Here is a 23273-nt window from a genome sequence, read left to right as displayed (position 1 = left end):
CGCGCGACACGCGGCATTTTCGCGCCTAGCGGGCGGCTGGCGATGTAGCCCCGACCATGTTGAGCCACTGTGCGGGCGCCACGCCCCATGAGCGCTTGAAGTGCCGCGTCATGTGACTCTGGTCGGAGAAGCCGCTCGCGGCGGAGGCGTCGGCGAGTGGCATGCCGGCCAGCGCGAGTTGGCGCACGAGGTCGAGACGCCGCATCGTGAGGTAACGGTGCGGGCTCGTGCCGAACAGCGCGCGGAAATCGTGCGACAGGCTCCATCGGTCGCGTCCTGCGGCCGCCGCGAGTTCGCCGAGCGTCACCGTGTGTTCGAGCGACGCCAGCAGATACTCGCGGGCACGGCGAGCAGCGGCGTAATCCACCGGGCGGCGCACGGGCCGTGTGCCCGCTGCCGCGTCGAGCGCCGTGGCCAGTTCGTAGAGCCCGTCGTCCTGTTCCAACGGGTCCATCGCGCGATCCATGCTGCGCAGCAGGTTTTCCGTCGCAGCGAAAAGACGCGGGTCGTTCGACAAGCCGCCGTGCACGAAGGGCAGGGGCTTGCCGCCGAGCGCCTGCTGAAAGAGAGCCGGGTCGACATAAACCATGCGGTAACGGAACCCTTCGCCGGTGCCGGCCTGGCCGTCGTGCGGTTCGTCCGGATGCAGCACCATGGTGCCGCCGGGCAAACTGTGGCGCAGGCTGCCGCGATAGCGGAAGCTTTGCACGCCGGCCAGCGTGCGGCCGATCGCGTAGGTATCGTGGCGGTGCATCGCATAGCCGGCGCCGTGGAAAAACGCCTCGATCCTTTCGATACCGCCTGCGCCATGTATGTCGCCGCGTCCCGAGCCGCCGGGCGGGCCGCCCGTGCTGCCGGATTGCGGCGAGCGATAGATCCAGTCCGCGCCGCGCCGTTCCAGCGGTGCGGCGAGGCGCCGGGGCGCCTTTGCGTGTTCGCTCACGCGCTCAGACCTGGTCCGTAATTGCCGCCGATCAGTTTCGTGACCGACGCGACGTCGGCGTAATCCTGCTCGGGCAGGCCGTCGAGCATCGACAGGACCTCGTTGCTCGCGCCGGCTTCGCGGGCGGCATCGACCAGAGCGTCCTTGTTAGCCGGGAAGTGGACGTCGTTGAGCACGTCGGAGATCTGCAAGTCGATGGATTCCCCGGGGATGGACGATGTCGTCATGCAAGCTCCTGTTGGTACGGTTGGGGTGGATTGGTGGCGGTCGGTTGTCGTCTGGTTGGCGTTCGATCGGCGTCTGAGGATGCGTATTGTCGCCAGATTGGCGGGTAACTGCCGCTGCTTGCCACTCGAGAGCCCGAAATTTTCGCGTCGTCTCGAGTCCGCTCCAACTCTTCTGGACGCTCGGAGGCTGTCAGAGCCGGTCGAGCAGGACTGGCCGTGTCGCTAGTCGAGCTTAGCGCGCTTCCTCCCGCTAGGTACCGCTCGGTGCCGCTTGCCGGCGCCCAGCCACGATTCCTCGCGCTTCCTTACGACCAACTAGAAAGGCGCCACAGCTCAAACGCCGCGCTCAGGTCTGCAGCCGCTCGCTGTGCGCCGCGAAGCCTCGTTCGGGATGTCGCGACTTCGGCAACACGATATGCTGCCATTCCTGGGGACGATTCTCGTCCGTGATCGCCACCTCCGGCGCCGGCGGGGCGACTGGTGCGGCGTTGGCGGTTTCGGCAAGGGCGTTCGCGGGCATGCCGTCCGGCGCCGTATGAACCGGCGCGGCAAAACACGAAGCGGACAACGTCACCATGGTCAACAGTGTCGAGGTTTTCATGCCCGACCTCCTAAGCTCATGCGGCGCTAACGGTTGAGCAAGTGCTGTGCCGTCCACGCACCAAAGAATGGCGCAAGCCGCGCATGGCCCGGGCGTGCAGGCCGCGCGCTTTCGTCATGCCCGACGCGCAAATCCTGCAACGCGCGCTTCGCGACCACTCATTGTAAATCGCCGATAATGGCGCGGGAATGGCAGCCCGATTGCGGATTCGTCCCAAGCGCCACTCCGAGCCGCAACTAGCGCCCCAGCTAGCGCAAAATCTCAAACCGGGTCCACGGCCACGACGGCCGGTCCCGCATATAGCCGTTCAGCCAGTTCCACTGCGGATGCCGTTTCATGAACGCCTGGGCGTCGAACGGCCGCCCGCACGGGTGACCCCAGCGCGCGGCGAACGCCATTTCTCGCGCCATCTCGCTGTCGACCACCTTGCCGTCGTTCGCGCCCCAAGGGTTGAAAGGCCCGTGATCCGAGCCGCCAAAGCGCGCGTCATCCAGTTCGAGATGCCCGCAGATCGTGCGCGAGCAGGGGTTGTCGCTGCGATCCAGATAGACGTCGTGATGATCGGCGATCATCGCCTTGGCGAGTTCCGCGTCGATTTTGCCGCGGTGCATCTCCTCCAGTTGCATGAAGCGCAAACGTCGCGCGCCATTCTTGCGCACGTCCGTATAGTCTTCGCCTTCGCCGATGCATTCCTGATTGCGGATCTTCAGATCGGTCGCCGTGTTGTAGCCGCTGTAAAAACCGTTCTTCGTACTTTCAAAGCCGGAATAGTGCAGCCCCAGTTCGTAGCGCGCTATTTCGCCGGTCTTCGTGTCGCCCAGCAGCCAGCTGTTCGCGTAGCCGCCGTTGTTAGCAATAGAGAACATCTCGCACCATTCGCCGATGCTGTTCGCGTACTGCGACGCCCGGCGCGAGCGGTAGAACTCGGGCGCGCCTGCCGCGTTGTAGCCCACGAAGTTCGATATGGTGGTTTCGGTCACCATCAATCCGGCTTCCGTCACCCAGAAATCGGTGAGGCTTGAAATGCAGCCTGGCACCCCCTGCATCAGAATCCGGTTGCCCCGATCCGGCACGATGTCGAACACGACATTGAACGCGTCGCCGGCGGCATAGCGGTCCCAGGAATTGTGCGCCATGACGATGCGGCCGTCGCGGGTCGCATTGCCCGTTGCGATGAACGCGCTGCAATGATGTCCGCGCCGACCGCGCCACGGTTTGAGCCCGAGGCTCGGTTTCTGCTCGGCCGCGTGCGCGGGCCACCAGCTTTGGAGTAGATCCATGTAGCCGTTCCAGGCGAGCACTTCGGCGAACGGCAGCTTTGCGCCGTCGGCAATGCCCTGGATTTCATCGGCGAATTCGGTGTCGAGCTTGCTGGCGAACTGGGAGACGGCGGCTTCGACGAACGTGTCGAAATCTTCCCCTGTGTCCCACTTCGCGAGGTAGCGGGCGGTTCGGATAGCGTTGTGAATTTCCGCGGAAAGCAACTGGCCGTGCTGTTCGCCGCGATCGTACGGCTCGCCTTCGATATGCAGGAAAATCCAGCCCGCCTGGTCGCGGCGTACAGCGTCGAGGGACGGTTCGCTCATCTTCGCTCCGATCGAATGGCGGGCGTCCCGGCGCGCCCGTCTTCGCGTAACCGCGCTGCGGCGCGTGACCGCAGCGTCTACTCATTGTAGAGAATTTGTCGTGCTTTGCATGGCGCGGCCCGCGCGCCGCGCCCGCGCCTGGTCCCGCGCCGACTGGCGTCAGCGCGTCGGATTCATGCGGAAATACGCGTCGAGCAGCGACGTCTTATAGACCACACCCGCGAGGCGCGGATGCGCGGCGCTTTCGACAACCGGCAGCCGCTCGCCCTGGAAAGCCATGAAGTGCTGCAGCGCGACGCCGAGCGGCATGTCCGGTGTGAGCACGTCGAAATGCGGCTGAAGATAGTCGGCGGCCGTGCGTGTCGAGGTGTCGCGCTTGTCGAGCAGGTCGGAGGTGATGTCCTTCAATGCGACGACGCCGAGAAACGCGCCCGATTCGTTCGCCACATACAGATACTTCACCGGATATTCGAGAAATACCCGCGTCATGTCGTGCACGGTCGCATTGGGCGGCACGACGGTTTGCGCGGGACGGATCAGCTCGCGCATCTGCGTGGCGCGCAGGCGGGTGCGCTCCAATTCTTCCTGATTCCGGCGCAGCGTGATTTCGTACATCGAGGTCTTGCCGATCGCGCGCGACACGAAATACGCAACCACGCACGACAGCATCAGCGGCAGCACGACCTGGTAGCTGAGCGTCATCTCGAAGATCATCAGGATCGCCATGAGCGGCGCTTGTGTGGCGCCGGCGAGGAATGCGCCCATGCCGACCATTGCATAGGCGAACGGCGCCGAGGTGCCGTGCGGCCACAGCGCATGCATGGCGAGGCCGAATAGCGAGCCGACCACCGCGCCGACGAAAAGCGTCGGCGTGAACACACCGCCTACGGCCCCGGAGCCCGCGGTGGCCGCCGTTGCCACCAGCTTGAACACCAGCACGACGACGAGGGCAGTCCACGTCCACGGCGAGTGCAGCACCGAGTTGACGACGCTGTAGCCATTGCCCCAGACCTCCGGCGTCCAGACCGACAGAATGCCGACGACGAGCCCGCCAAGCGCGAGGCGCGCGGGCAGCGGCAACGGCAGCTTGCGGAACAATCTTTTGGAGCCGTCGAGCAGCCGCAAGAACTGCGGCGCCGCCGCGCCGCACAGCAGACCGAGCGCGACGAACAGCAGCACTTCGATGCCCGCCACCGGCGGAAACACCGGCATTTCGTAGGGCGGCTTGTAACCAGCGAACTCGCGCATCGTGATATTGGCGACGACGGCGGCGACCACAACCGGCCCGAAGCTCTCCATTGCGATCGAGCCGAGCACGATTTCAGTGACGAAGAACGCGCCCGCGATCGGCGCGTTATACGCCGATGTAATGCCCGCCGCCGCGCCGCACGCGACCAGCAGACGCAGCCGCGGCGGATCGAAGTGAACCCAGCGTCCGATCAGCGAGGCGGCAAGCGCGGCAAGCTGAACCATCGGACCTTCGCGGCCGATCGAACCGCCGCTCGAGATCGTGAACAGCGACGAGAGGCTGCGCCACAGGCTCAGCTTCACGGGCACCACGCCGTCGCCGATCGCCACCGCCTCCATGTAGTCGATGTGATTGCATTTGTCCGCGTGACGCTGCGCGATCAGCAGCAGGAAACCGGCTACGAGCCCGCCGGCCGCCGGCAGCCAGATTCGCACTGTCCACGGCAGGCTGCGCGCCATTTCCACGAAGCTGCCGGACTTGCCGGCCACCAGCAGTTGCAGCAACTCGATGCCCTGACGGAACGCGATCGTCGCAAAGGCGCCCGCGACGCCGACGACCACGGACCAGACCAGCATCGTATGGGCGTCCGAGAGACGGAAAAGGTCATGAGCGCGGGTGCGCAGCTTCAGCAGGAATGAGAGCACGTCGGCGGTACGGGCGTGATGAAAAGTTAGAAAAGCGCACACGACAACAGCAGCGCGCCCGCTGGACGAAGCGGGCGCGCTGCCGGGCATGAACGGGGAATGGCGGCGCGGGTCAAGCCGCCGCCTTGTCGAGCTCGGGATAGTGCCTGAAGATGCACGCTTCGTTATGCGCGAGGCGGCGCTCCGATTGCAGGTACGCGGCGATGTTCGGCCGCTCCTTCACGGCCGCGTGCAATGCGGCGAGCCGCGGGTAGTGCTCGCCGAAGCGCTTCAACGCGCGCGGGAATGCATACAGCAGTCCGTCAATCAGCTGGAACATCGACAGATCGACGTAGGTCAGCGAGTCGCCCACCATGAATGTATCGCCGGCGGGATTCTGCTTCAGCACGCGCTCGAAATACTTCATGAACTTCGGAATCCGGTTGTCGATAAAGTCGTGCGCACGCACTTTCGCCGCGTCTTTCTGATCTTCGTAATAGAGGTTGCTTGCGAGCGGATGATGCGTGTCGTGCGCTTCCGTGACCACGTCGGCGATCGTCAATTGCAAGCCGTTTGCCACGTAACGCAGGCTCTCCACGGAGGGCGCGAGGTTCAGGCGCGGGCCGAGATAGAACAGGATGTTCGCGGTCTGCGAGATCACCAGGTCGCCGTCTTTCAGGAACGGCGGCGCGAACGGCGGGTACGGTTCGTCCTTGCTTTTCATCACCGCCATCATCGCGCCGGTGCCGAGACCTTCGGACGCGTTGCCTCGCGCTACTTCGACATAGTCCGCGCCGGCTTCTTCCAGCGCCAGCCGCACAAATTCGCCACGGCCTTGCAGGCCGTCCCAGTAGTAAAGTTCCAGGCTCATCGATCGGTCCTCATTCCGGTTGCATGAACGCTCGTTCAACGCAGCGCGCACGGCTTGTGCGCCGCTCGGGCAGCCAGTATGCCGCGCGAGCGCGCCGGGTGCTCGCGCATAACGCACAAAACCCCGCGCGCGGCGGGGTTGGCTTCTGAGACGAGGGGCTCAGCCGAGGAAATGCTGGACAGTCCATGTGATTCCGAGTCCGCCCCCAATCAGCCACACGTAAAGGATGAAGCCGGTGGTCAGCGCGCGCGGGCCCGCTTGACGAATCTGCGAGAGCCGCGTCTCGATGCCGAGCGCGGTCATGGCCATGGTCAGCGCGAAGGTATCCAGCGTGTTCAGCGTCGTAGTGGCGGCTTGCGGCAGCACATGCAGCGAGTTGATCACGACGAAAGCGAGGAAGCCGAGCGCGAACCAGGGAATCGCAAGCTTGCCCTGATGAACGGCGCCTTGCTGCGTACCTGCAACTGACGCGTCGCGCCGCGCCGCGCGATTCACCCACAGGCCTACCAGAAGCAACACCGGCACGAGCAGCATCACGCGAGTCATCTTGACGATGGTGGCGATATGCGTGGCTTCCGGGCTCACGTTGCTCGCCGCGCCGACCACCTGCGCGACTTCGTGAATCGTGCCGCCGAAGAAGAGGCCCGCGCCGACCGTGTCGAGGTGCAGCCAGCCTGCCTTGAACAGAACCGGGTAAAGGAACATGGAAAGCGTTCCGAACAGAACCACGCTGCCGACGGCCATCGCGCTCTTGTGCGGCTTGGATTGCAGCGTGGACTCGAAGGCGAGCACGGCCGCCGCGCCGCAAATCGCGCTGCCGGCAGCCGTAAGGAGCGCCGTGTCGCGGTCCAGCTTCATGATTTTCATGCCGGCCCACGTGCCGATCAGCAGCGTGCTGACAACGATCAGTACTGATTCCGCAAGACCGGGCAGGCCGACCTGGGCGATCTCCTGAAGGCTCACTCGCAGTCCGAAGAACGCGACCGCAATGCGCAGCAGCTTGCGCGCCGAGAAATTGACGCCGGCGGCCCAGCTCGCCGGCATGCCGTCGCGCAGCGCGTTGCCGTAGATTGCTCCCGCGACGATGCCGACGATCAGCGGGCTCAGGCCCAGCCCCGCAACGGCCGGGATTTCGGCAATGCGCGTGACGGCTGCGGCGAACAGCGCGACGAACAGGATGCCGTTGAGTTGCCCGCGGGTTGACGACTGTTCGGAGGTAGCGGCGGTGAGTCGAGCGGTGGTCATGGTTGCAGCCTCTGGGACTGACTGGATTGGATAGGTCTAATCCTAATTTAGATATATGGATATGAAAAATCGTCATTTAGAATGACAAGTATCAGCAAATCCGATATTTCCATGCGATGACCCCCGATCAGCTTATAACGTTTGCCGCAGTCGCCGAGCATCTGAACATCAGCCGCGCGGCGGTGGCTTTGCATCTGTCGCAGCCCGCCGTATCCGGGCAGTTGCGTCAGCTTCAGGATGAGTTTGGCGAGCCGCTCTATCAGCGCGAAGGGCGCGGCGTGCGCCTGACCCCGGCCGGCGAGCAGCTGGCGAGCTACGCCGCGCGGCTGCGCGACACGTGGCGCCAGGCTCATGCATACAGAGACGCATTGCGCGGCCTCGAACAGGGCACGTTGCGGATCGGCGCAACCACGACGCCTGCGAGCTACCTGTTGCCGTACCTGATCGCTGATTTCCACCGGCGATATCCGGAGGTGGCGCTGCATACAGCCGACGGCAATACGACCGAGATCGTCGGCGCGCTGGGATCGGTGGATATCGCGTTGATCGAAGGTCCGGTCGGCGCGGATCTGCCGCCGGACACCGCAGTCCACGCGTGGCGCGAAGATGAGATCGTCGCGATCATGCCGCGCGCGCATTCGCTTGCAGCGGCGGCGTCGGGGCCTGGCGTCGATCTCGCGGCGCTCGGTGCCGAGCCGCTGATCGTGCGCGAGGCGGGCTCGGGCGTGCGCCAGGTCGTCGAGCGCGCGTTCGCCCGCGCAGGCGTGCCAATGCGCGTGGCGCTGGAAATAGCGGGTGTTGAAGGCGTGAAGGAGGCAGTGCGGGCCGGTATGGGCATCGGCTTCGTCTCGGCAATGTCCATGCGGCACGAAGACGGCGCATTACGTGTGTTTTCGCTCAGTCCCGAGCCGTTGACGCGACGGCTGTCTATTGTCGTGCCGCACGCGAGCGCGCCGTCGCGCGTGGTCCAGCAGTTTCTTGCGCTTTGTCTCGCGGATGGCGCCTGAGTGATCGAGCCGGTGCGCAAGCTCCGCCTGACGGCGGACGCCGCCGCCTGGGGATTTCCACTATGGTGTGCGGCGCGAGCCTCGGCGCAATATTCGGGCATCGCAAGCGCTTCGGCGCTTTTTTGAAAACTGCTTTTGGAACCGGTTCCAAGACGCAGAAGCAGCGCAAATAACGGTAGCCACAGATGACAGATGCAGTGGAAATAGCGATTGTCGCGAGCGCCTTCGGCGCCGATGCAGTGCGCACGGCGGGTCATCGCAAGTGGGCGCAGGCGAGCAGGCGCGCCGGCGCGGCCGGTTTCGAAGTGCGCCGGGAGTTGTTCGGTTACGAGGCCGACGCCTCGCTGTCGCGCCTTCGGGAACTGGGCAAGCAGATTGCGGAACTCGGCTTGTGGTCCGTGTATTCGACGCCGGCTTCGCTGTACGTGGAAGGCGGCCGGCTCGACGCCGCCGCGTTGCGCCTCGCGCTGGACGAAGCGCTCGCGCTCGGCGCGCGCCTCGTCAAACTGCAACTCGGCGGTTTTGCTCGCGAGGCGCACGGCGATGCAATCGCCGCGCAGTTGCAAGGCGCGGACGTGCGGCTCGTCGTCGAAAACGGGCAACTGACGCAGGGCGGCTCGCTGTCGCAATTTGTCGGCCTGTTCGAGGCACTCGAGCGTGAAGGCTGCGCAGATGTCCTCGGCATGACTTTCGACGTCGGCAACTGGGCGTGGTGCGGCGTGTCGTCGCTGGACGCAGCCGTGGCGCTGGCGCCTTGCGTCGAGTACGTGCACTGCAAGGTCGCGGCGGGCGAGGGCGCACGGCGGTTTGCGGCGGCGCCCGCCGTCGACGACGCCTGCTTTGCCGACGTGCTGCACCGACTGCCACGCCACGTGCCGCGCGGAATCGAGTTTCCATTCGACGCCGCCTGTATCGACGAAGACGCGGCGCGCCGCGTCGCGTGGCTGGCTGCCGCATGAGCGCTGAGTAGAACCTGAGAGAAGTCGCAACGAGCGCGGGAAGAAACCGGCAGCAGCAACAAGCCCGACGCACACGCAGGAGCGAAGCATGAGCAACACAAGCGCAGCACTGGACATCATCACCTACGGCGAAGCAATGGCCATGTTCGTGGCGACCGAGACCGGCCCGCTCGCGAGCGTCGGCCATTTCACGAAGCGCATTGCGGGCGCCGACCTGAATGTCGCGATCGGTCTCGCGCGGCTCGGCTTCAAGGTGGGCTGGATGAGCCGCGTGGGCAACGATTCATTCGGCCAGTATGTGCGCGACACGCTGACCGGAGAAGGCATTGACCAGCGCTGCGTGAGTACCGACGAGCGCTACCCGACCGGTTTCCAGTTGAAATCGAAGAACGACGACGGCAGCGATCCCGCTGTCGAATACTTTCGCCGAGGCTCGGCGGCGAGCCATCTTTCGGTCGCCGACTACGTGGCCGACTACGTATTGCCCGCGCGTCATCTCCATCTGACGGGAGTCGCGCCCGCGATCTCGGCGAGTTCGCGTGAACTCGCTTTTCATCTGGCACGTGAAATGCGGGCAGCCGGCAAAACCATTTCGTTCGATCCGAACTTGCGCCCGACGCTGTGGCCGTCGCGCGCTGCGATGGTGGAAGGTCTGAACGCGCTCGCCGCGCTCGCCGACTGGGTGCTGCCCGGCATCGGCGAGGGTGAGATTCTGACCGGCTATACGAAGCCCGACGACATCGCGAAGTTTTATCTGGAGCAGGGCGCGCGTGGCGTGATCGTCAAGCTCGGCGCCGAGGGCGCGTACTTTCGCACCGCCGATGACGCCGGCGTGATTGCCGGCCAGCCGGTCGCGAAGGTCGTCGATACGGTCGGCGCGGGCGATGGTTTCGCGGTCGGCGTGATCAGCGCGCTGCTCGAAGGCAGGACGTTGCCGCAGGCAGTCGCGCGCGGCAACCGCATCGGCGCGCTGGCGATTCAGGTGATCGGCGATTCCGAAGGGCTGCCGGGCCGCGCCGAACTCGATGCGCTCGAACGCGCCGATCCGTCGAACGCGAGCCTCCACGCAGCCTAAGGCACGCAGCTTAAGGCACGTGCATTTGTAAGACCCGCCGCAAAAGGCATTACGTAGCCCGGCAGCATCGCGATTCTGAACGCAGCCGCAAGCCGGGCTGCATCGATAACAGCAAGAGCGCTTGGCAAGCGCCGCACAAGCTCAGCTCATCATTGTTTCGGGAAGCCGTAAAGGAGACACCCATGACTTCATCTCTCGCCATTCGCCGTTGGTGGACGATCATGCCGATCGTATTCATCACCTACAGCCTCGCTTACCTCGATCGCGCAAACTACGGTTTCGCGGCGGCGGCCGGCATCAACCAGGACCTCGGCATCAGCAAGGGACTTTCTTCGCTGATCGGCGCGCTGTTCTTCCTCGGCTATTTCTTCTTCCAGATTCCGGGCGCGATCTACGCCGAACGCCGCAGCGTCAAGAAGCTCGTGTTCTGGAGCCTCGTGCTGTGGGGCGGTTGCGCGGCGCTTACCGGCATGGTCAGCAATATTCCGTCGCTAATGGTGATCCGCTTCGTGCTCGGCGTGGTCGAAGCCGCGGTGATGCCGGCCATGCTGATCTTCATCAGCAACTGGTTCACGAAGAGCGAGCGCTCGCGCGCCAACACGTTTCTGATTCTCGGAAATCCGGTCACGGTGCTGTGGATGTCGGTGGTATCCGGCTATCTCGTGCATTCGTTCGGCTGGCGCAATATGTTTATCGCCGAAGGCATTCCCGCAATCCTGTGGGCGGTGTGCTGGTGGTTCATCGTGCAGGACAAACCGCAGCAGGTGTCCTGGCTCACGCAGCAGCAGAAGGACGACCTTGCGCAAACGTTGCGCGCCGAACAGGCCGCGATCAAGCCGGTGCGCAATTACAGCGAGGCGTTCCGCTCGTCGGCTGTGATCAAGCTGTGCGCGCAGTACTTCTGCTGGAGCATCGGCGTCTATGGTTTCGTGCTGTGGCTGCCGTCGATCCTGAAGAACGGCTCCACGCTCGGCATGGTCGAAACCGGCTGGCTGTCGGCGCTGCCGTATCTCGCCGCGACCATCGCGATGCTTGCGGCGTCGTGGGCATCGGATAAACTCAACCGCCGTAAGGTTTTCGTCTGGCCTTTCCTGCTGATCGGCGCGATTGCGTTCGCGGCGTCGTATGCGCTCGGCTCCACGCATTTCTGGCTTTCGTATGCGTCGCTCGTGATTGCAGGCGCCGCGATGTACGCGCCATACGGTCCGTTCTTCGCGATCGTGCCGGAGCTGCTGCCGAAGAACGTCGCGGGCGGCGCGATGGCGTTGATCAATAGCATGGGCGCGCTCGGTTCGTTCGTCGGCTCGTATGTGGTCGGCTATCTGAACGGCGCGACAGGGACGCCCGCGGCATCGTACGCATTCATGAGCGTGGCGCTGATCGCCGCGGTGATCCTCACCCTGATCGTCAAGCCGCAACAGCAGGCGGTAGAGGCGCCGCACAAGCTCGCAACACCGTTGCAAGGAAAATAAGCCGATGAAGAAGATCGTCGCCTGGAAGTCACTGCCTGAAGATGTGCTCGCGTATCTGCAACAGCACGTGGAAGTCGTGCAGGTGGATCCCATCCAGCATGACGCGCTCGTCGCCGCGTTGCGCGACGCGGACGGCGGCATCGGCGCGAGCGTGAAAATCACGCCGGCGATGCTGGAAGGCGCGACGCGGTTGAAGGCGCTGTCGACGATCTCCGTCGGCTTCGATCAGTTCGACGTCGCCGATCTCACGCAGCGCGGCATCGTGCTCGCGCATACGCCGGACGTGTTGACGGAATCGACCGCCGACACGGTGTTTTCGCTGATTCTCGCGTCAGCGCGCCGCGTGGTCGAACTTGCCGCATGGGTCAAGGCAGGGCAGTGGCAGCAGAGCATTGGGCCCGCGCAATTCGGCGTGGACGTGCAGGGCAAGACGCTCGGCATCGTCGGACTCGGGCGCATTGGCGGCGCGGTCGCGCGGCGCGCGGCGCTCGGCTTCAACATGAAGGTGCTCTACACGAACCGCAGCGCGAACCGCGAGGCGGAAGAGGCTTACGGCGCGCGGCACGTCGAGTTGCCGGAACTGCTCGCCAACGCCGACTTCGTCTGTCTGCAGGTGCCGCTCACGCCGCAAACGCGGCACATGATCGGCGCGAAGGAACTCAGCTCGATGAAGAAAAGCGCGATTCTTGTCAATGCGTCGCGCGGTGCGACCGTCGACGAAATCGCACTGGTCGAGGCGCTGCAAAACGGCACGATTCACGGCGCGGGTCTCGACGTGTTCGAGACCGAGCCGCTGCCGGCAGATTCGCCGCTCCTCAAGCTGGCAAACGTGGTGGCGCTGCCGCATATCGGTTCGGCGACGCACGAGACGCGGCATGCGATGGCGCGCAACGCTGCAGAAAATCTCGTTGCCGCGCTGAACGGCACGCTCACGACCAACATCGTCAATCGCGAAGTGCTGCAATAGTGAAGAGCGCCGTGAACAAGCGTTTGCCTGCCGGCGCGTGCGTCTCGCGCCGGACTGCGTGGCTCCGATGAGCACTGCGCCGACACGCCAGGCCGCACCGCGTCGCGCAACGATCACCGATGTCGCGCGCGAAGCGGGCACCGGCAAAACCAGCATCTCGCGATATCTGAACGGCGAGATGAGTGTGTTGTCGCCGGAGCTGCGCGCGCGTATCGAGGCCGCTATCGAACGGCTCGACTATCAGCCCAACCAGATGGCGCGGGGGCTGAAGCGTGGTCGCAACCGGCTGATCGGCATGCTGCTCGCCGACCTCACCAATCCCTATACCGTCGAGGTGCTGCAAGGCGTCGAAGCCGCGTGCCACGCGCTCGGCCTGATGCCGCTCATCTGCCATGCGGCCAACGAAGTGGAAATGGAGCGGCGCTATCTGCAATTGCTGACCACGTACCGCGTCGAAGGCGTGATCGTGAATGCGCTCGGCGTGCGCGAGGAAACGCTGCGCCCCGTGGGCGGCGGAGGAATTCCGGCGGTGCTGGTGGACCGTTCTGTCGAAGGACTCGTCGCCGATATCGTCGGGCTCGACAACCGGGCGGCTGCGGAACTCGGCACACGTCATCTGCTCGACGGCGGCTTTCGCGACATCTGGTTCGTCGTGCAGCCGTTCGAGCAGGTCAGCTCGCGGCGGCTGCGCGAGGCGGCGTTCCGTGAAGCCATGGCCGCTCATGAAGCGACGGGCGCGCACGCTGCGCACGGCCATACGCTCGTGCTCGATCTCGCGGACGCACAGCAGGCCGAGCAAAGCCTCGCACTGCTGGACCGCGCGATCGACGCGTCGAGCGAGCACGCAGGCGCCGCCGGCAGCGCTGAGCGCGTCGCGGTATTCGCGGCGAATGCGCCCGTCGCGTTGCGGCTTGCGCTGCATCTGAAGGCGCGTTACGGCGCCGGCTGGCAGGCACGCGTCGCGCTGCTGTCCATCGACGACCCGGACTGGGCGGAATTGACGGGCGTCACGACCATCCGCCAGCCGACCTACGACATCGGCTACCGGGCGGTCGAGTTTCTGCATGAGCGCATCGAAGGCGTGCAGACCGGCGCGCGCGACTGCCTGTTGCCGGGCGAACTGATCGTCCGCGCGTCCACGTCGGGTTGACGTGAACGCCAACGCCTGAGCCGACGTCCGCGCGAGCTTACAGGCCGACTTTCCGCCGATCTGCGATGATTCGGGCTGCGGCGCGCAGCGGTTGCGCGCCTGTCATCGCAAGGAAACTCATGGTTGTTGCACCGCTTACCCTGTCGAGCCTCGTCCTCGCGACGCTGCTGGTCGCCGCTTTGCCCTTTGTCCTTTATCGTCGCCTGCGCCGGCCGCTCGCGCTGAAGCCGCGCGACGCGATCGCCGGCATCGCCGTGTTCGCGTTGTTCGCCATGGTGATCGAGCGTGCGTTGAACGACTACATGCTGCATCGGAACGAGGCGACGGCCACGTTCCTGTCGAATCCGCTCGCGTTCGTCGTGTACGGCGCGCTCGCGGCAGGCATCTGCGAGGAAGTGGGGCGCTTTATCGGCATGCGCCTGCTGATGAAACGTGCGGCTAGTGCGTCAGCGGCGGCTTCAACGCCGCAGGCTACGCGCACCGATGACGGCACTGCGCTCACCTACGGCCTCGGTCATGGCGGCGCGGAAGCGTGGCTCGTCGGCGTGCTGGTGCAGATTCAATGGATTCTGTTTGCGGTGCTGGAAAATCGGGGTGAACTCGACGGTTATCTGAGCAACCTGCCGACCGAATCGTTGATGCGCATCCATCTGATTCTCGCCAGCCTGACGCCGCAAACAGCCGGTATTTTTGCGCTCGAACGCGTCGCCGCGCTGATTTTTCAGATCGGCTTGTCGGTGCTGATGTGGCGCGGCCTGCGGGCGGGCTGGCGCGGGATTCTGCCGCTCGCGATCGTGTTGCATGCGCTCGTGGACGTTCCCGCCGCACTGTTCCAGGCGCAACTCGTGCCGCTCGCCGCAGTCGATACCGTCTATGCATTCGGAGCGCTCGTCGTAGCAGGGCTGCTATTCCGGACGTTCAGACGGCCGGGCGCCGAGCGCATGACGGAACTGCCTCGCTAGCGCTGCCGTGCTTCATAGCCGGTGCTCGCGGTCGCTGCTTTACAATCGGCCGCCTGCTACGGCTGCTACGGCTGATCACTCTCTTTCGGCACATCCATGGAAGCTTACCAATACGACTGCGCGAATCCCGAGTTCGAGGAACTGGCGCGCGTAATCAGCGATCTCTTTCCAGAGCAGACGCAATTTGTCCAGCGGCCGGCCGAAGACGGCACGCCGACGCTCGCGATTCACTGGGTGGCCATGCGCTTCGGCGCGGCCGCACGGCGCATCGTGATGACGGTGGAAATCGCGCCGGCGGCGCTCGCGCGTTATCGCGCGTTGCCCGCGCGCTTGCGAGGCCGCAGCTTCGCGGTGTTGCGCGCGTATGTGGAGGCGAGCATCGGCTCGCTCGAGGAGCAGTATGCGAACGGCGAAGCAGTGCCGCGCGAAGTCACGGTGGATCTCGGCGACGAGTTCGCGTGACGGTTTCAGTCTGCGAAACGGTAGACCTTCGCGAAGCGCGCGGCCTGCACGACGCCGTAATCGCCCGGCGCGTATTGCATGATCCAGTCGCCAGCCGCGCCACGCAACACGTCGCCGCCGGTTGCTGAGCGGGCTAGCGAGAACGCATCGTTCATCTGTTTTGCGAGCACGACAGCGGGGCGGTTGCGATACGCGCCGGCCTCGCCATGCATATGCGCTGCGTCGGCCGGAACGTATTTGGCGTCGAAGCGCTCGCGCGAAACGACCCAGCGGTCACCGGTCGATCCGGTGATCAAGGCGTCGCCGGGCAGGTAGCGATTGGGGCCTTCCAGGCTCATCAGTTCGCCGTGAGTGGTGGCGAACTCGACGTTGACCGTTTCGTCTTTGACGACACGCCGGGCCGCGGGATCATCACGCAGGTCGAGGTTTTTCAGATCGTTCATGATGCAGGCAGAGGGTTGTTGACGGCGACGTCGCGACTTCACGTCTGCTATCGCGGACCTGCATCATGCCAGACGCATCCAGTTGCCGGCCTTTTTTGGCACGTTGGGCACGGTGCGGCAAGAACCGCAACGCGCCCTGTGCCGGAGTTGCGCCACGCGTGTCCCAGATGAGTCGCGCGGCCGCTTGGTTATGGCTTGACCGTGGCGTCGCTCGCCGCAGCCGGCGCCGACTTGTCGCCCTTACCCTTGCCATGATGACGCGGCCGGCCGTCTGCGCCGTGTTGACGGAACGTTACATCGGCGAGCTTCTTCTGTTCGGGCGAGAAGCTGTTGTAAAGCGGATCGAATGCGTCCACCAGCTTTTTCATGCCGTCTGCGTGCGCCTGTGCGATGGTCGCGTACTGCTTCATGTCGTCGAGTGCAGACACGCTCGTGGCGGCGCGGCGCTGCTTGAACAGCTCGCCCATCGTCTCGCCGTTGCCGCGCATGACGTCGGCGAACGCCTTCCACTGCGTTTCCTGCTCCGGCGTGATTTTCAGTTGCGAATGCAGATAGGCGATGCGGTCTTCGACATTGCGCTCATGACCGCCTTTCGCGACGGCTGCGGAAGCCGCTGCGCCCGAAGATGCCGCAACGGGCGCGGAAACTTGTGCGAATGCGCCGCTCATTGCGACTGCGGAGGCCAGCATGACCAGTGCTTTTTTCATCGAAACTCCTGATGTCTGTTCGAATTGGAGGTGGGACAAGGCGTGCGGCGAGCGGTCCCGGCAATGCGCCACATTGCGCGCGACAGCACTACGTGCGGGTCGCTCAACCTAGCCGTGGGCGCTATTAGTAACACGTTATCCCTACAATGCGGCTCTTATGCGACAAACGCTTACAACCGAAACGAACAGGAAATAGCGGGTGGATAAATTCGTCAGCATGGAGATTTTCGTGGCCGTGGTCGAGGCGGGCAGCCTGACTGCGGCGGCAGAGCGCTTCGAGATTTCGTCGGCAATGGTCGGCAAACACATCCGCTCGCTCGAAGCCCGGCTCGGCACGCGCTTGCTCACGCGTACGACGCGCCGTCAAAGTCTCACGGAAATCGGGCGGCAATACTACGAGCAATGCAGGCGGATTCTCGCCGACGTAAAGGACGCAGAGTCGCTTGCGGAGTCCATGGCCGCCGCGCCGCGCGGCGTGCTCAAGGTGACAGTGCCGCTCACCTATGGCGTCGAGATATTTTCTCCCGCAATGACAGACTATCTGAGCGAGTGGCCCGAGGTCACGCTCGAACTCGACCTGTCGAACCGCATGACCGACCTGGTGGAAGAGGGCTTCGACGCCGCCGTGCGCATCGGTCATCTGCAGGATTCGAGCTTCGTCGCGCGGCCGTTGAAACCCTATCGCATGCGCGCCTGTGCGTCGCCTGCGTATCTCGCGCGAGCGGGCATTCCACATACACCCGCTGATCTCGCGCATCACGAATGCCTCGGTTTCCTCCATTGGGGCCGGGAGGGCGCGTGGCGCCTGGGCGGTGAAAGCGCCGCCGAAAACTCGTTGCGCGCGGGGCGCTTTCGCGCAAACAACGGTCAGGCGCTGAAGGTGGCCGCCTTGCGCGGCTTTGGCCTCGTGTTGCAGCCGGAGGCGCTGCTCGCACGCGAGATTGCGAGCGGTGAACTGGTGTCGGTGCTGGAAGAGCATTTGCCTGAAGGCGCGCCGGTGCATCTCGTCTATCCGCGCGACCGGCGGGCCACGCCGAAGCTCACCAGTTTCATCGACTTCGTAATAGAGCGTTTCGGCGCATGATGCTTGCCGCCTGACACTAAAGACGCGCGATAATCCGCAGCACTGCGACCACTTTCTTCTCCCTCGATGAGACCTCCGCGCCTCGACCAACTCGACGATCTCGACCGCAACCTGGTAGCGCTGCTTCAGGCGAACGCGCGCGAGAGCGTCGCCAATCTCGCGCGCCAACTCGACGTGGCGCGCACCACCGTGATCGCGAGAATTGCGCGGCTCGAGCGCAGCAACGTAATTGCGGGCTATAGCGTGCGGCTCGGCCAGGACGTGCTCGATTCGAGCATCTATGCGTACGTGGGCATCATCATTGCACCGAAGCATGGGCCGGCCGTGCAGAAGCGCCTCGGCAAGATGCCCGAGGTGCAACTGTTATGCGCGGTGAGCGGCGAGTTCGATTACGTGGCCTGGCTGCGCGCGGATTCGCCGGATCGTCTGAACGATCTGCTCGATCAGATCGGCGGGCTGGAAGGCGTGGAGCGGACTACGACGTCGATCATTCTCGCGCGCAAGATCGACCGCGGGATGGTGTGAAGTGCTCCATGTTTTTACGCCGTTTTGATGCGTTTTCGACGTTTCGTCGGCGTGGTTCGTCAAAACGTCGAAGTTGGTAGTCATTGCGCAGCATTTTGCGTGTATGAACTGTTTTTGCTTCTCCCTAAACTGTCGCTCAAGGGTTCAGCCCGCCGCGCGCCGCGCCTTCATGGGCGGTGCATTCTGAAACTGGAGACAGCGCACAGAAAAGGCCGGACAGGCGCGGAAGCGCTGGCTCGGGTCGACAGCTGTGCATGGGATCAGAGTAAGTGCTTTGCATGGGACTGGAGTAACGCGCTAAAGCGCGAACTCCAGTCGACAGCTAAAGCACTAACTCTGATCGACAATGGAGAAGAATATGAAAGTTGCCATCGTTGGTGCAGGTCTGATCGGTCACACCATCGCCCATATGCTGCGCGAAACCGGCGACTATGACGTCGTCGCGTTCGACCGCGATCAGCATGCGCTCGACAAACTTGCAGCACAGGGAATTTCAACCCGCCGCGTGGATTCCGCCGATGCAGCCCCGCTGCGTGCCGCGGTTCATGGCTTCGACGCGCTCATCAACGCGCTGCCGTATTACCTCGCGGTGAACGTGGCCGCTGCCGCGAAGGGCGCAGGCGTCCATTACTTCGACCTGACCGAGGACGTGCGCGCCACTCACGCAATCCGCGCAATCGCCGACGACGCCGATCACGCGTTCATGCCGCAGTGCGGTCTCGCGCCGGGTTTCATCGGCATTGCCGCGCACGAACTGGCAAACCGCTTCACCGAAATTCGCGACGTCAAGATGCGCGTCGGCGCGCTGCCGCAGTTTCCGACCAATGCGCTGAAGTACAACCTGACGTGGAGCGTGGACGGCCTCATCAACGAATACTGCCAGCCGTGCGAAGCGATCCGCGACAGCCGCACGCAGTGGGTGCAGCCGCTCGAAGGTCTCGAACATTTTTCGCTCGACGGCACCGAGTACGAAGCGTTCAACACGTCGGGCGGTCTCGGCACGCTGTGCGAGACGTTGTCGGGCCGCGTCGAGTCGCTCGATTACAAGTCGGTACGCTATCCGGGCCACCGCAACCTGATGCAATTTCTGCTTGAGGACCTGCGTCTTTCGAGCGACCGCGACACGCTGAAAACGATCATGCGCCGGTCGGTGCCGTCGACCGCACAGGACGTGGTGCTCGTGTTCATCACGGTGAGCGGCATGCGCGACGGTCAGCTCGTGCAGGAAGTGTTCACGCGCAAGATCTTCGCAAAGACGATTTGCGGCGTGCCGATGAGCGCGATTCAGATCACCACGGCGGGCGCGATGTGCGCAGTGCTGGATCTGTTCCGCGAGAAGAAGCTGCCGCAGCGCGGTTTCGTGCGTCAGGAGCAGGTCTCGCTGCGCGAGTTCCTTGGTAACCGCTTCGGCCAGTTGTATGAAGGACAGGCGTTGGAGTCGCTGCAAAGCGCAGCGGCCGTTTGACAAGCAGTGTCGACGGAAACGAACGCCCCGCATGCGGGGCGTTTTTTTCGTTTGCTTCGTCACGCTGCGCTTGCTTGACGTTGCGCCGCGGCGCGGCGATCAGACCGGCAGCGGAGGCACCGTTGCCGAGGCCACTTGCGGTTCGCCGAGAATGCGCGCGAGCAGTGCGTCGTGATCCGCAGCGCTCGGCGCGGTGTTGTCGAACATCAGCAGATCGCGGCACATTTCGCCGGACGGCACGAAGCGCCGCTGCCGGTACTCGTCCCAATGCGCGAGCTTATATGCGTCGTTCGGATTGGCGCGTGCCATGATCCGCTGATGCGCCATCTCCTCCGGCACCTGCACCCACACGACTCGAACGCTGACTTCTTCGCCCACACCGAGCCAGGCGCGATCGAAAAGCCGCCGCTCGCGGACTTCACGCGAGAGCGGCGCGACTACCAGCGCGCTCACGCCGAGTTCCAGATTGTCCCGTGCGGTTTCGACGAGACCCCGATACTCTGGCTCACGCAGATGCTCGAGGAAAAGCGGGCTGTCCCGATCGTTCGCGTTGCCGGTCAGCATGTGCATTGCGGCTGCGCTATAACTGCCGTACAACGTGTCCTTGTCCAGCAGACAGAACGGCGAACCCGTTGCTTTCATCAGCGGGCCGATCAGTTTCCTTGCGAGCGTCGTCTTGCCCGTGCCTGCGTGACCGCAAATAAAGATCAGACGGCTCACGAAAATTGACCCTGCGCTTCGATCGCCGTGCGCTGCGACTCGCGCGCAAACTTGCTATTAGCTTGCAGCCAGATTGCAGCGGCGACGCCAATGCCCAACGCCGGATCCTTGCCGGCAATCCAGGTGATGTAGCACATTGCGGTCTCCTTGGTTTCGCTGTTCGCAACGATCATGAAGAAGAACGCGGCGGCACGCAAGGTCGGATGCGCGCGCCAATGCACGGCATTTGCACCGCTTAACAATTCGATACATGAGCGCCGCCGAGAGCCCTTAACATGGCGGCTATCGCACTCCATTCATGCAGACCGGGCTGCGCACGCAACGCGTTGCAAGGCCGCTCTGTTCGCTTTCAGGGTAATCAAAATGCTGATCAATTGTGCCGCCTATCAGGACGGCCGGAAGCTGGCAGACATCGACATCGATAGCATCAGCGACTATGTGGCCCGCCCCGAATGCTTCGTCTGGGTCGCGCTGAAAGACCCGGGCCCCGGCGAACTCGCGGTGATGAAGCACGAATTCGGCCTGCACGACCTCGCCATTGAAGACGCGCAGAACGGTCATCAGCGTCCGAAGATCGAAGAGTACGGCGAGTCGCTGTTCGCCGTGATGCATACCTTGGAGATGGACGAGGATTGCGAACTGCTGATCGGTGAAGTAGACGTATTCGTCGGAGCTAACTACGTGCTGTCGGTGCGACGCGGCACCCGCGCGGGCTTTCAGAATGTGCGCGCGCGCTGCGAGCGCGAGCCGCAGTTGCTCAAGGCGGGCGCGGCGTTCGTGCTGTATGCGCTCGCCGACGACATTGTCGACCGCTATTTTCCGATCGTCGAGGCGATGAACACCGAAATCGAAGCGATTGAAGACCGCATCTTCGAGCGTAACGACTCGGCGGGCTCGCGCGCGATCATCCAGGATCTGTATTCGTTGAAACGGCGCCTCGTGATTCTTCAGCATCACATCGCGCCGTTGCAGGAGGCGATCAGCAAGCTGACGGGCGGACGCATTCCGAGCGTTTGCGAAGGCATGCAAGCTTACTTTCGCGATGTTTACGATCACCTTGACCGGATCGTGCGCATCATCGATGGACGGCGTGAAATGGTCGTGACCGCGGTGCAGGTGAACCTCGGCATGATCTCGCTCGCGGAGAACGAAGTGACTAAACGGCTCGGTTCGTTCGCCGCGCTGTTTGCGGTGCCGACCATGATCGCCGGTATCTACGGCATGAACTTCCAGAACATCCCCGAACTGCATTTCCGCTACGGCTATCCGCTGTGCCTCGCGATCATGCTGACCGTCGACGTCATCCTTTACTTGCGTTTCCGTAAGGCCGGTTGGCTCTGATCTGACGCACGCCAATGTGTGGTCCCCGCTTGCATGCGGCGCAATAAAAGTCCAGCATAGGCGGCCCGCCGACTGCCGAAATTGCAGCCGGCGGCAAAACCGTCACGAGCGGACCGAGCGAGGACCTATTGCTACCCACCATCAGCACAGACGCACGGCTCACGTTTCGGCACGAGGCCAGGGGCCGTCTGCACCAGGCTGGCAGCACACTGCAGTTTGTGCGTGCCGGTGCACTGCAACACCACGATTCGTTGACAATCCGGTCGCAGTGCGCTGAGAATGAGTCCCGCAAACGTTTGCGCGTAACTAAAAATACGGTTCGACGTTGAACCGACAAACCCAGGAGATATGCATGAGCAACCGCATTCGCCGCCGCATCGTGGCGGCCGCAATCCTCGCCACCGCTACTAGCGCCTTGCCGTTTTCCGCCGCCTACGCGCAGAACGCACCCGCGCATAAGCCGAAAGTCGCGCTGGTGATGAAGTCGCTCGCCAACGAGTTCTTCCTAACCATGGAAACCGGCGCGAAGGACTACCAGAAGCACAACTCGTCGCAGTTCGACCTGATCACGAACGGCATCAAGGACGAGACCGATACGGCGAACCAGATTCGCATCGTCGAACAGATGATCGTCTCGAAGGTGGACGCGATCGTGCTGGCTCCGGCCGATTCGAAGGCGCTCGTGCCGGTCGTCAAGAAGGCCGTGGACGCGGGGATCATCGTCGTGAATATCGACAACCGGCTGGACCCCGACGTGTTGAAGTCGAAGGACCTGAACGTGCCGTTCGTCGGACCTGATAACCGCAAGGGCGCGCAAAAGGTCGGCGACTACCTCGCGAAGAAGCTGAAGGCTGGCGACGAGGTCGGCATCATCGAGGGCGTTTCGACCACGACCAATGCGCAGCAGCGCACCGCGGGCTTCAAGGACGCGATGCAGACCGTCGGCGCGAAGGTCGTCTCGGTGCAGTCGGGCGAATGGGAAATCGACAAGGGCAATGCAGTTGCGTCGGCCATGCTCAACGAGTACCCGAACCTGAAGGCGCTGCTCGCGGGTAACGACAACATGGCGATCGGCGCGGTCTCCGCGGTGCGCGCGGCAGGTAAGCAAGGCAAGGTGCTGGTGGTCGGTTACGACAACATCAACGCGATCAAGCCCATGCTGAAAGACGGCCGAGTGCTCGCCACCGCCGACCAGTACGCAGCGAAGCAGGCCGTGTTCGGTATCGATACCGCGCTGAAGGCCCTGAGCGAGCACAAGAAGCAATCGCAGTTGTCGGGCGTGGTGGAAACGCCGTGCGATCTGGTAACGAAGTAAGCGTCGCCGAGCCCGACACTGATCGATTCGCAGGGCGTGCGGAGTCGCGCGGACTAGGCGACGCGAACGCGGCTGGAATTTCGCCGTGAACGGGGCCTGGTAGTGGCTGTAGTGGTGGCTGCGAGTGACGACTGTCAACCGCGCGGCGGGTCTACCGGATCGACGGTGGACGCCGCGGCCGAAGCAAGGCCGAAGCAAAGACCGCAGCCGCGCCACGCCACAAGCGCCGCCCAAAAACCAGCGACTCCGCGCTTACTTTTCAATGGACGCTCAA

General features: G+C 63.8%; 24 protein-coding genes. 13 read left to right on the top strand and 11 right to left on the bottom strand.

The features are described 5' to 3' along the window. Positions 1-25: 25 nt before the first annotated feature. The 7 genes from BCA01S_RS12575 to BCA01S_RS12545 form a co-directional block, all read right to left on the bottom strand. Positions 26-943 (bottom strand): AraC family transcriptional regulator, encoded by a 918-nt coding sequence (locus tag BCA01S_RS12575; protein ID WP_027777191.1) that lies wholly within the window; start codon positions 941-943, stop codon positions 26-28. Then, entirely contained in the window at positions 940-1170 is a 231-nt protein-coding gene (locus BCA01S_RS12570) for a DUF2795 domain-containing protein (protein WP_027777190.1), read from the bottom strand. Before BCA01S_RS12570 ends, BCA01S_RS12575 begins: the two co-directional genes overlap by 4 nt. Before the next feature lie 346 nt (positions 1171-1516). Next, positions 1517-1771 carry a hypothetical protein gene (locus BCA01S_RS12565; protein ID WP_027777189.1) on the bottom strand — a complete coding sequence of 85 codons (255 nt, stop codon included), beginning with the start codon at positions 1769-1771 and terminating at the stop codon, positions 1517-1519. A 248-nt stretch (positions 1772-2019) separates the two neighbouring features. Continuing rightward, positions 2020-3357 carry a C45 family autoproteolytic acyltransferase/hydrolase gene (locus tag BCA01S_RS12560; RefSeq protein ID WP_027777188.1) on the bottom strand — a complete coding sequence of 446 codons (1338 nt, stop codon included), beginning with the start codon at positions 3355-3357 and terminating at the stop codon, positions 2020-2022. A gap of 159 nt (positions 3358-3516) precedes the next feature. Continuing rightward, positions 3517-5250 (bottom strand): ClcB-like voltage-gated chloride channel protein, encoded by a 1734-nt coding sequence (locus BCA01S_RS12555; protein WP_027777187.1) that lies wholly within the window; start codon positions 5248-5250, stop codon positions 3517-3519. A 112-nt stretch (positions 5251-5362) separates the two neighbouring features. Next, positions 5363-6100: a glutathione S-transferase gene (locus BCA01S_RS12550; RefSeq protein WP_027777186.1), complete on the bottom strand. Its 738-nt coding sequence runs from the start codon at positions 6098-6100 to the stop codon at positions 5363-5365. Between the two features lie 159 nt (positions 6101-6259). Continuing rightward, positions 6260-7345, bottom strand: coding sequence for a YeiH family protein (locus BCA01S_RS12545; protein ID WP_027777185.1), 1086 nt, complete (start codon positions 7343-7345; stop codon positions 6260-6262). A gap of 116 nt (positions 7346-7461) precedes the next feature. On the opposite strand from BCA01S_RS12545, the gene BCA01S_RS12540 reads away from it, so the two are divergent. The 8 genes from BCA01S_RS12540 to BCA01S_RS12500 all read left to right on the top strand — a co-directional run bounded on the left by BCA01S_RS12540 (position 7462) and on the right by BCA01S_RS12500 (position 15399). Further along, complete coding sequence (locus BCA01S_RS12540; protein ID WP_027777184.1) at positions 7462-8352, top strand: LysR family transcriptional regulator; 891 nt, start codon at positions 7462-7464, stop codon at positions 8350-8352. Positions 8353-8537: 185 nt separating this feature from the next. Next, a complete protein-coding gene (locus BCA01S_RS12530) occupies positions 8538-9311 on the top strand; it encodes a TIM barrel protein (RefSeq protein WP_027777183.1) in 774 nt (257 codons plus the stop codon). Between the two features lie 88 nt (positions 9312-9399). Beyond that, positions 9400-10386: a sugar kinase gene (locus BCA01S_RS12525; RefSeq protein WP_027777182.1), complete on the top strand. Its 987-nt coding sequence runs from the start codon at positions 9400-9402 to the stop codon at positions 10384-10386. A gap of 182 nt (positions 10387-10568) precedes the next feature. Continuing rightward, positions 10569-11858, top strand: a complete 1290-nt coding sequence (locus BCA01S_RS12520; protein ID WP_027777181.1) for an MFS transporter — start codon at positions 10569-10571, stop codon at positions 11856-11858. 4 nt (positions 11859-11862) lie between these two features. Beyond that, entirely contained in the window at positions 11863-12825 is a 963-nt protein-coding gene (locus BCA01S_RS12515) for a 2-hydroxyacid dehydrogenase (protein WP_027777180.1), read from the top strand. A gap of 67 nt (positions 12826-12892) precedes the next feature. After that, positions 12893-13975: a LacI family DNA-binding transcriptional regulator gene (locus tag BCA01S_RS12510; RefSeq protein ID WP_027777179.1), complete on the top strand. Its 1083-nt coding sequence runs from the start codon at positions 12893-12895 to the stop codon at positions 13973-13975. A gap of 119 nt (positions 13976-14094) precedes the next feature. After that, positions 14095-14937: a YhfC family intramembrane metalloprotease gene (locus BCA01S_RS12505; RefSeq protein ID WP_027777178.1), complete on the top strand. Its 843-nt coding sequence runs from the start codon at positions 14095-14097 to the stop codon at positions 14935-14937. A 96-nt stretch (positions 14938-15033) separates the two neighbouring features. Continuing rightward, positions 15034-15399, top strand: a complete 366-nt coding sequence (locus BCA01S_RS12500) for a DUF3022 domain-containing protein (RefSeq protein WP_027777177.1) — start codon at positions 15034-15036, stop codon at positions 15397-15399. A gap of 5 nt (positions 15400-15404) precedes the next feature. On the opposite strand, the gene BCA01S_RS12495 is transcribed toward BCA01S_RS12500, so the two are convergent. Both BCA01S_RS12495 and BCA01S_RS12490 read right to left on the bottom strand, forming a co-directional pair. Then, positions 15405-15842 carry a PGDYG domain-containing protein gene (locus tag BCA01S_RS12495; protein ID WP_027777176.1) on the bottom strand — a complete coding sequence of 146 codons (438 nt, stop codon included), beginning with the start codon at positions 15840-15842 and terminating at the stop codon, positions 15405-15407. A gap of 188 nt (positions 15843-16030) precedes the next feature. Continuing rightward, on the bottom strand, positions 16031-16549 hold the full coding sequence (locus BCA01S_RS12490; RefSeq protein ID WP_027777175.1) for a Spy/CpxP family protein refolding chaperone: 519 nt from the start codon (positions 16547-16549) through the stop codon (positions 16031-16033). 199 nt (positions 16550-16748) lie between these two features. Here BCA01S_RS12490 and BCA01S_RS12485 point away from each other — a divergent pair, with 199 nt between their 5' ends. The 3 genes from BCA01S_RS12485 to BCA01S_RS12475 all read left to right on the top strand — a co-directional run bounded on the left by BCA01S_RS12485 (position 16749) and on the right by BCA01S_RS12475 (position 19623). Then, entirely contained in the window at positions 16749-17633 is an 885-nt protein-coding gene (locus BCA01S_RS12485; RefSeq protein WP_027777174.1) for a LysR family transcriptional regulator, read from the top strand. 66 nt (positions 17634-17699) lie between these two features. Next, positions 17700-18158, top strand: a complete 459-nt coding sequence (locus BCA01S_RS12480; RefSeq protein WP_020070238.1) for an Lrp/AsnC family transcriptional regulator — start codon at positions 17700-17702, stop codon at positions 18156-18158. Between the two features lie 358 nt (positions 18159-18516). After that, positions 18517-19623, top strand: coding sequence for a saccharopine dehydrogenase family protein (locus BCA01S_RS12475; RefSeq protein ID WP_027777173.1), 1107 nt, complete (start codon positions 18517-18519; stop codon positions 19621-19623). A gap of 99 nt (positions 19624-19722) precedes the next feature. Here the strand turns inward: BCA01S_RS12475 and BCA01S_RS12470 are convergent, their stop codons facing one another. Both BCA01S_RS12470 and BCA01S_RS37970 read right to left on the bottom strand, forming a co-directional pair. Then, positions 19723-20343 (bottom strand): P-loop nucleotide/nucleoside kinase family protein, encoded by a 621-nt coding sequence (locus BCA01S_RS12470; protein WP_027777172.1) that lies wholly within the window; start codon positions 20341-20343, stop codon positions 19723-19725. Further along, on the bottom strand, positions 20340-20480 hold the full coding sequence (locus tag BCA01S_RS37970; RefSeq protein ID WP_114197950.1) for a cytochrome bd-I oxidase subunit CydX: 141 nt from the start codon (positions 20478-20480) through the stop codon (positions 20340-20342). The genes BCA01S_RS12470 and BCA01S_RS37970 overlap by 4 nt, the downstream gene beginning before the upstream one ends. A gap of 226 nt (positions 20481-20706) precedes the next feature. Here BCA01S_RS37970 and corA point away from each other — a divergent pair, with 226 nt between their 5' ends. Together corA and BCA01S_RS12455 are read left to right on the top strand one after the other, a co-directional pair. Beyond that, the gene (gene corA / locus BCA01S_RS12460) at positions 20707-21684 is read left to right on the top strand and encodes a magnesium/cobalt transporter CorA (RefSeq protein WP_027777171.1); all 978 of its coding nucleotides are present in this window, start codon (positions 20707-20709) and stop codon (positions 21682-21684) included. Between the two features lie 352 nt (positions 21685-22036). Further along, complete coding sequence (locus BCA01S_RS12455; RefSeq protein WP_027777170.1) at positions 22037-22999, top strand: sugar ABC transporter substrate-binding protein; 963 nt, start codon at positions 22037-22039, stop codon at positions 22997-22999. The last annotated feature ends 274 nt before the right edge of the window (positions 23000-23273 follow it).

The sequence above is a fragment of the Paraburkholderia caledonica NBRC 102488 genome, from assembly GCF_000685095.1.
Classification (GTDB): Bacteria; Pseudomonadota; Gammaproteobacteria; order Burkholderiales; family Burkholderiaceae; genus Paraburkholderia; species Paraburkholderia caledonica.
This window is presented reverse-complemented; position numbering and strand designations above follow the sequence as displayed.

Bases quoted from the DNA above. Each gene is read 5' to 3' on its own strand.
- BCA01S_RS12570 (WP_027777190.1), bottom strand. From the start codon at position 1,170: ATGACGACATCGTCCATCCCCGGGGAATCCATCGACTTGCAGATCTCC.
- BCA01S_RS12565 (WP_027777189.1), bottom strand. From the start codon at position 1,771: ATGAAAACCTCGACACTGTTGACCATGGTGACGTTGTCCGCTTCGTGT.
- BCA01S_RS12560 (WP_027777188.1), bottom strand. From the start codon at position 3,357: ATGAGCGAACCGTCCCTCGACGCTGTACGCCGCGACCAGGCGGGCTGG.
- BCA01S_RS12550 (WP_027777186.1), bottom strand. From the start codon at position 6,100: ATGAGCCTGGAACTTTACTACTGGGACGGCCTGCAAGGCCGTGGCGAA.
- BCA01S_RS12545 (WP_027777185.1), bottom strand. From the start codon at position 7,345: ATGACCACCGCTCGACTCACCGCCGCTACCTCCGAACAGTCGTCAACC.
- BCA01S_RS12540 (WP_027777184.1), top strand. From the start codon at position 7,462: ATGACCCCCGATCAGCTTATAACGTTTGCCGCAGTCGCCGAGCATCTG.
- BCA01S_RS12530 (WP_027777183.1), top strand. From the start codon at position 8,538: ATGACAGATGCAGTGGAAATAGCGATTGTCGCGAGCGCCTTCGGCGCC.
- BCA01S_RS12525 (WP_027777182.1), top strand. From the start codon at position 9,400: ATGAGCAACACAAGCGCAGCACTGGACATCATCACCTACGGCGAAGCA.
- BCA01S_RS12520 (WP_027777181.1), top strand. From the start codon at position 10,569: ATGACTTCATCTCTCGCCATTCGCCGTTGGTGGACGATCATGCCGATC.
- BCA01S_RS12515 (WP_027777180.1), top strand. From the start codon at position 11,863: ATGAAGAAGATCGTCGCCTGGAAGTCACTGCCTGAAGATGTGCTCGCG.
- BCA01S_RS12510 (WP_027777179.1), top strand. From the start codon at position 12,893: ATGAGCACTGCGCCGACACGCCAGGCCGCACCGCGTCGCGCAACGATC.
- BCA01S_RS12505 (WP_027777178.1), top strand. From the start codon at position 14,095: ATGGTTGTTGCACCGCTTACCCTGTCGAGCCTCGTCCTCGCGACGCTG.
- BCA01S_RS12500 (WP_027777177.1), top strand. From the start codon at position 15,034: ATGGAAGCTTACCAATACGACTGCGCGAATCCCGAGTTCGAGGAACTG.
- BCA01S_RS12495 (WP_027777176.1), bottom strand. From the start codon at position 15,842: ATGAACGATCTGAAAAACCTCGACCTGCGTGATGATCCCGCGGCCCGG.
- BCA01S_RS12490 (WP_027777175.1), bottom strand. From the start codon at position 16,549: ATGAAAAAAGCACTGGTCATGCTGGCCTCCGCAGTCGCAATGAGCGGC.
- BCA01S_RS12480 (WP_020070238.1), top strand. From the start codon at position 17,700: ATGAGACCTCCGCGCCTCGACCAACTCGACGATCTCGACCGCAACCTG.
- BCA01S_RS12475 (WP_027777173.1), top strand. From the start codon at position 18,517: ATGAAAGTTGCCATCGTTGGTGCAGGTCTGATCGGTCACACCATCGCC.
- BCA01S_RS37970 (WP_114197950.1), bottom strand. From the start codon at position 20,480: ATGTGCTACATCACCTGGATTGCCGGCAAGGATCCGGCGTTGGGCATT.
- corA (WP_027777171.1), top strand. From the start codon at position 20,707: ATGCTGATCAATTGTGCCGCCTATCAGGACGGCCGGAAGCTGGCAGAC.
- BCA01S_RS12455 (WP_027777170.1), top strand. From the start codon at position 22,037: ATGAGCAACCGCATTCGCCGCCGCATCGTGGCGGCCGCAATCCTCGCC.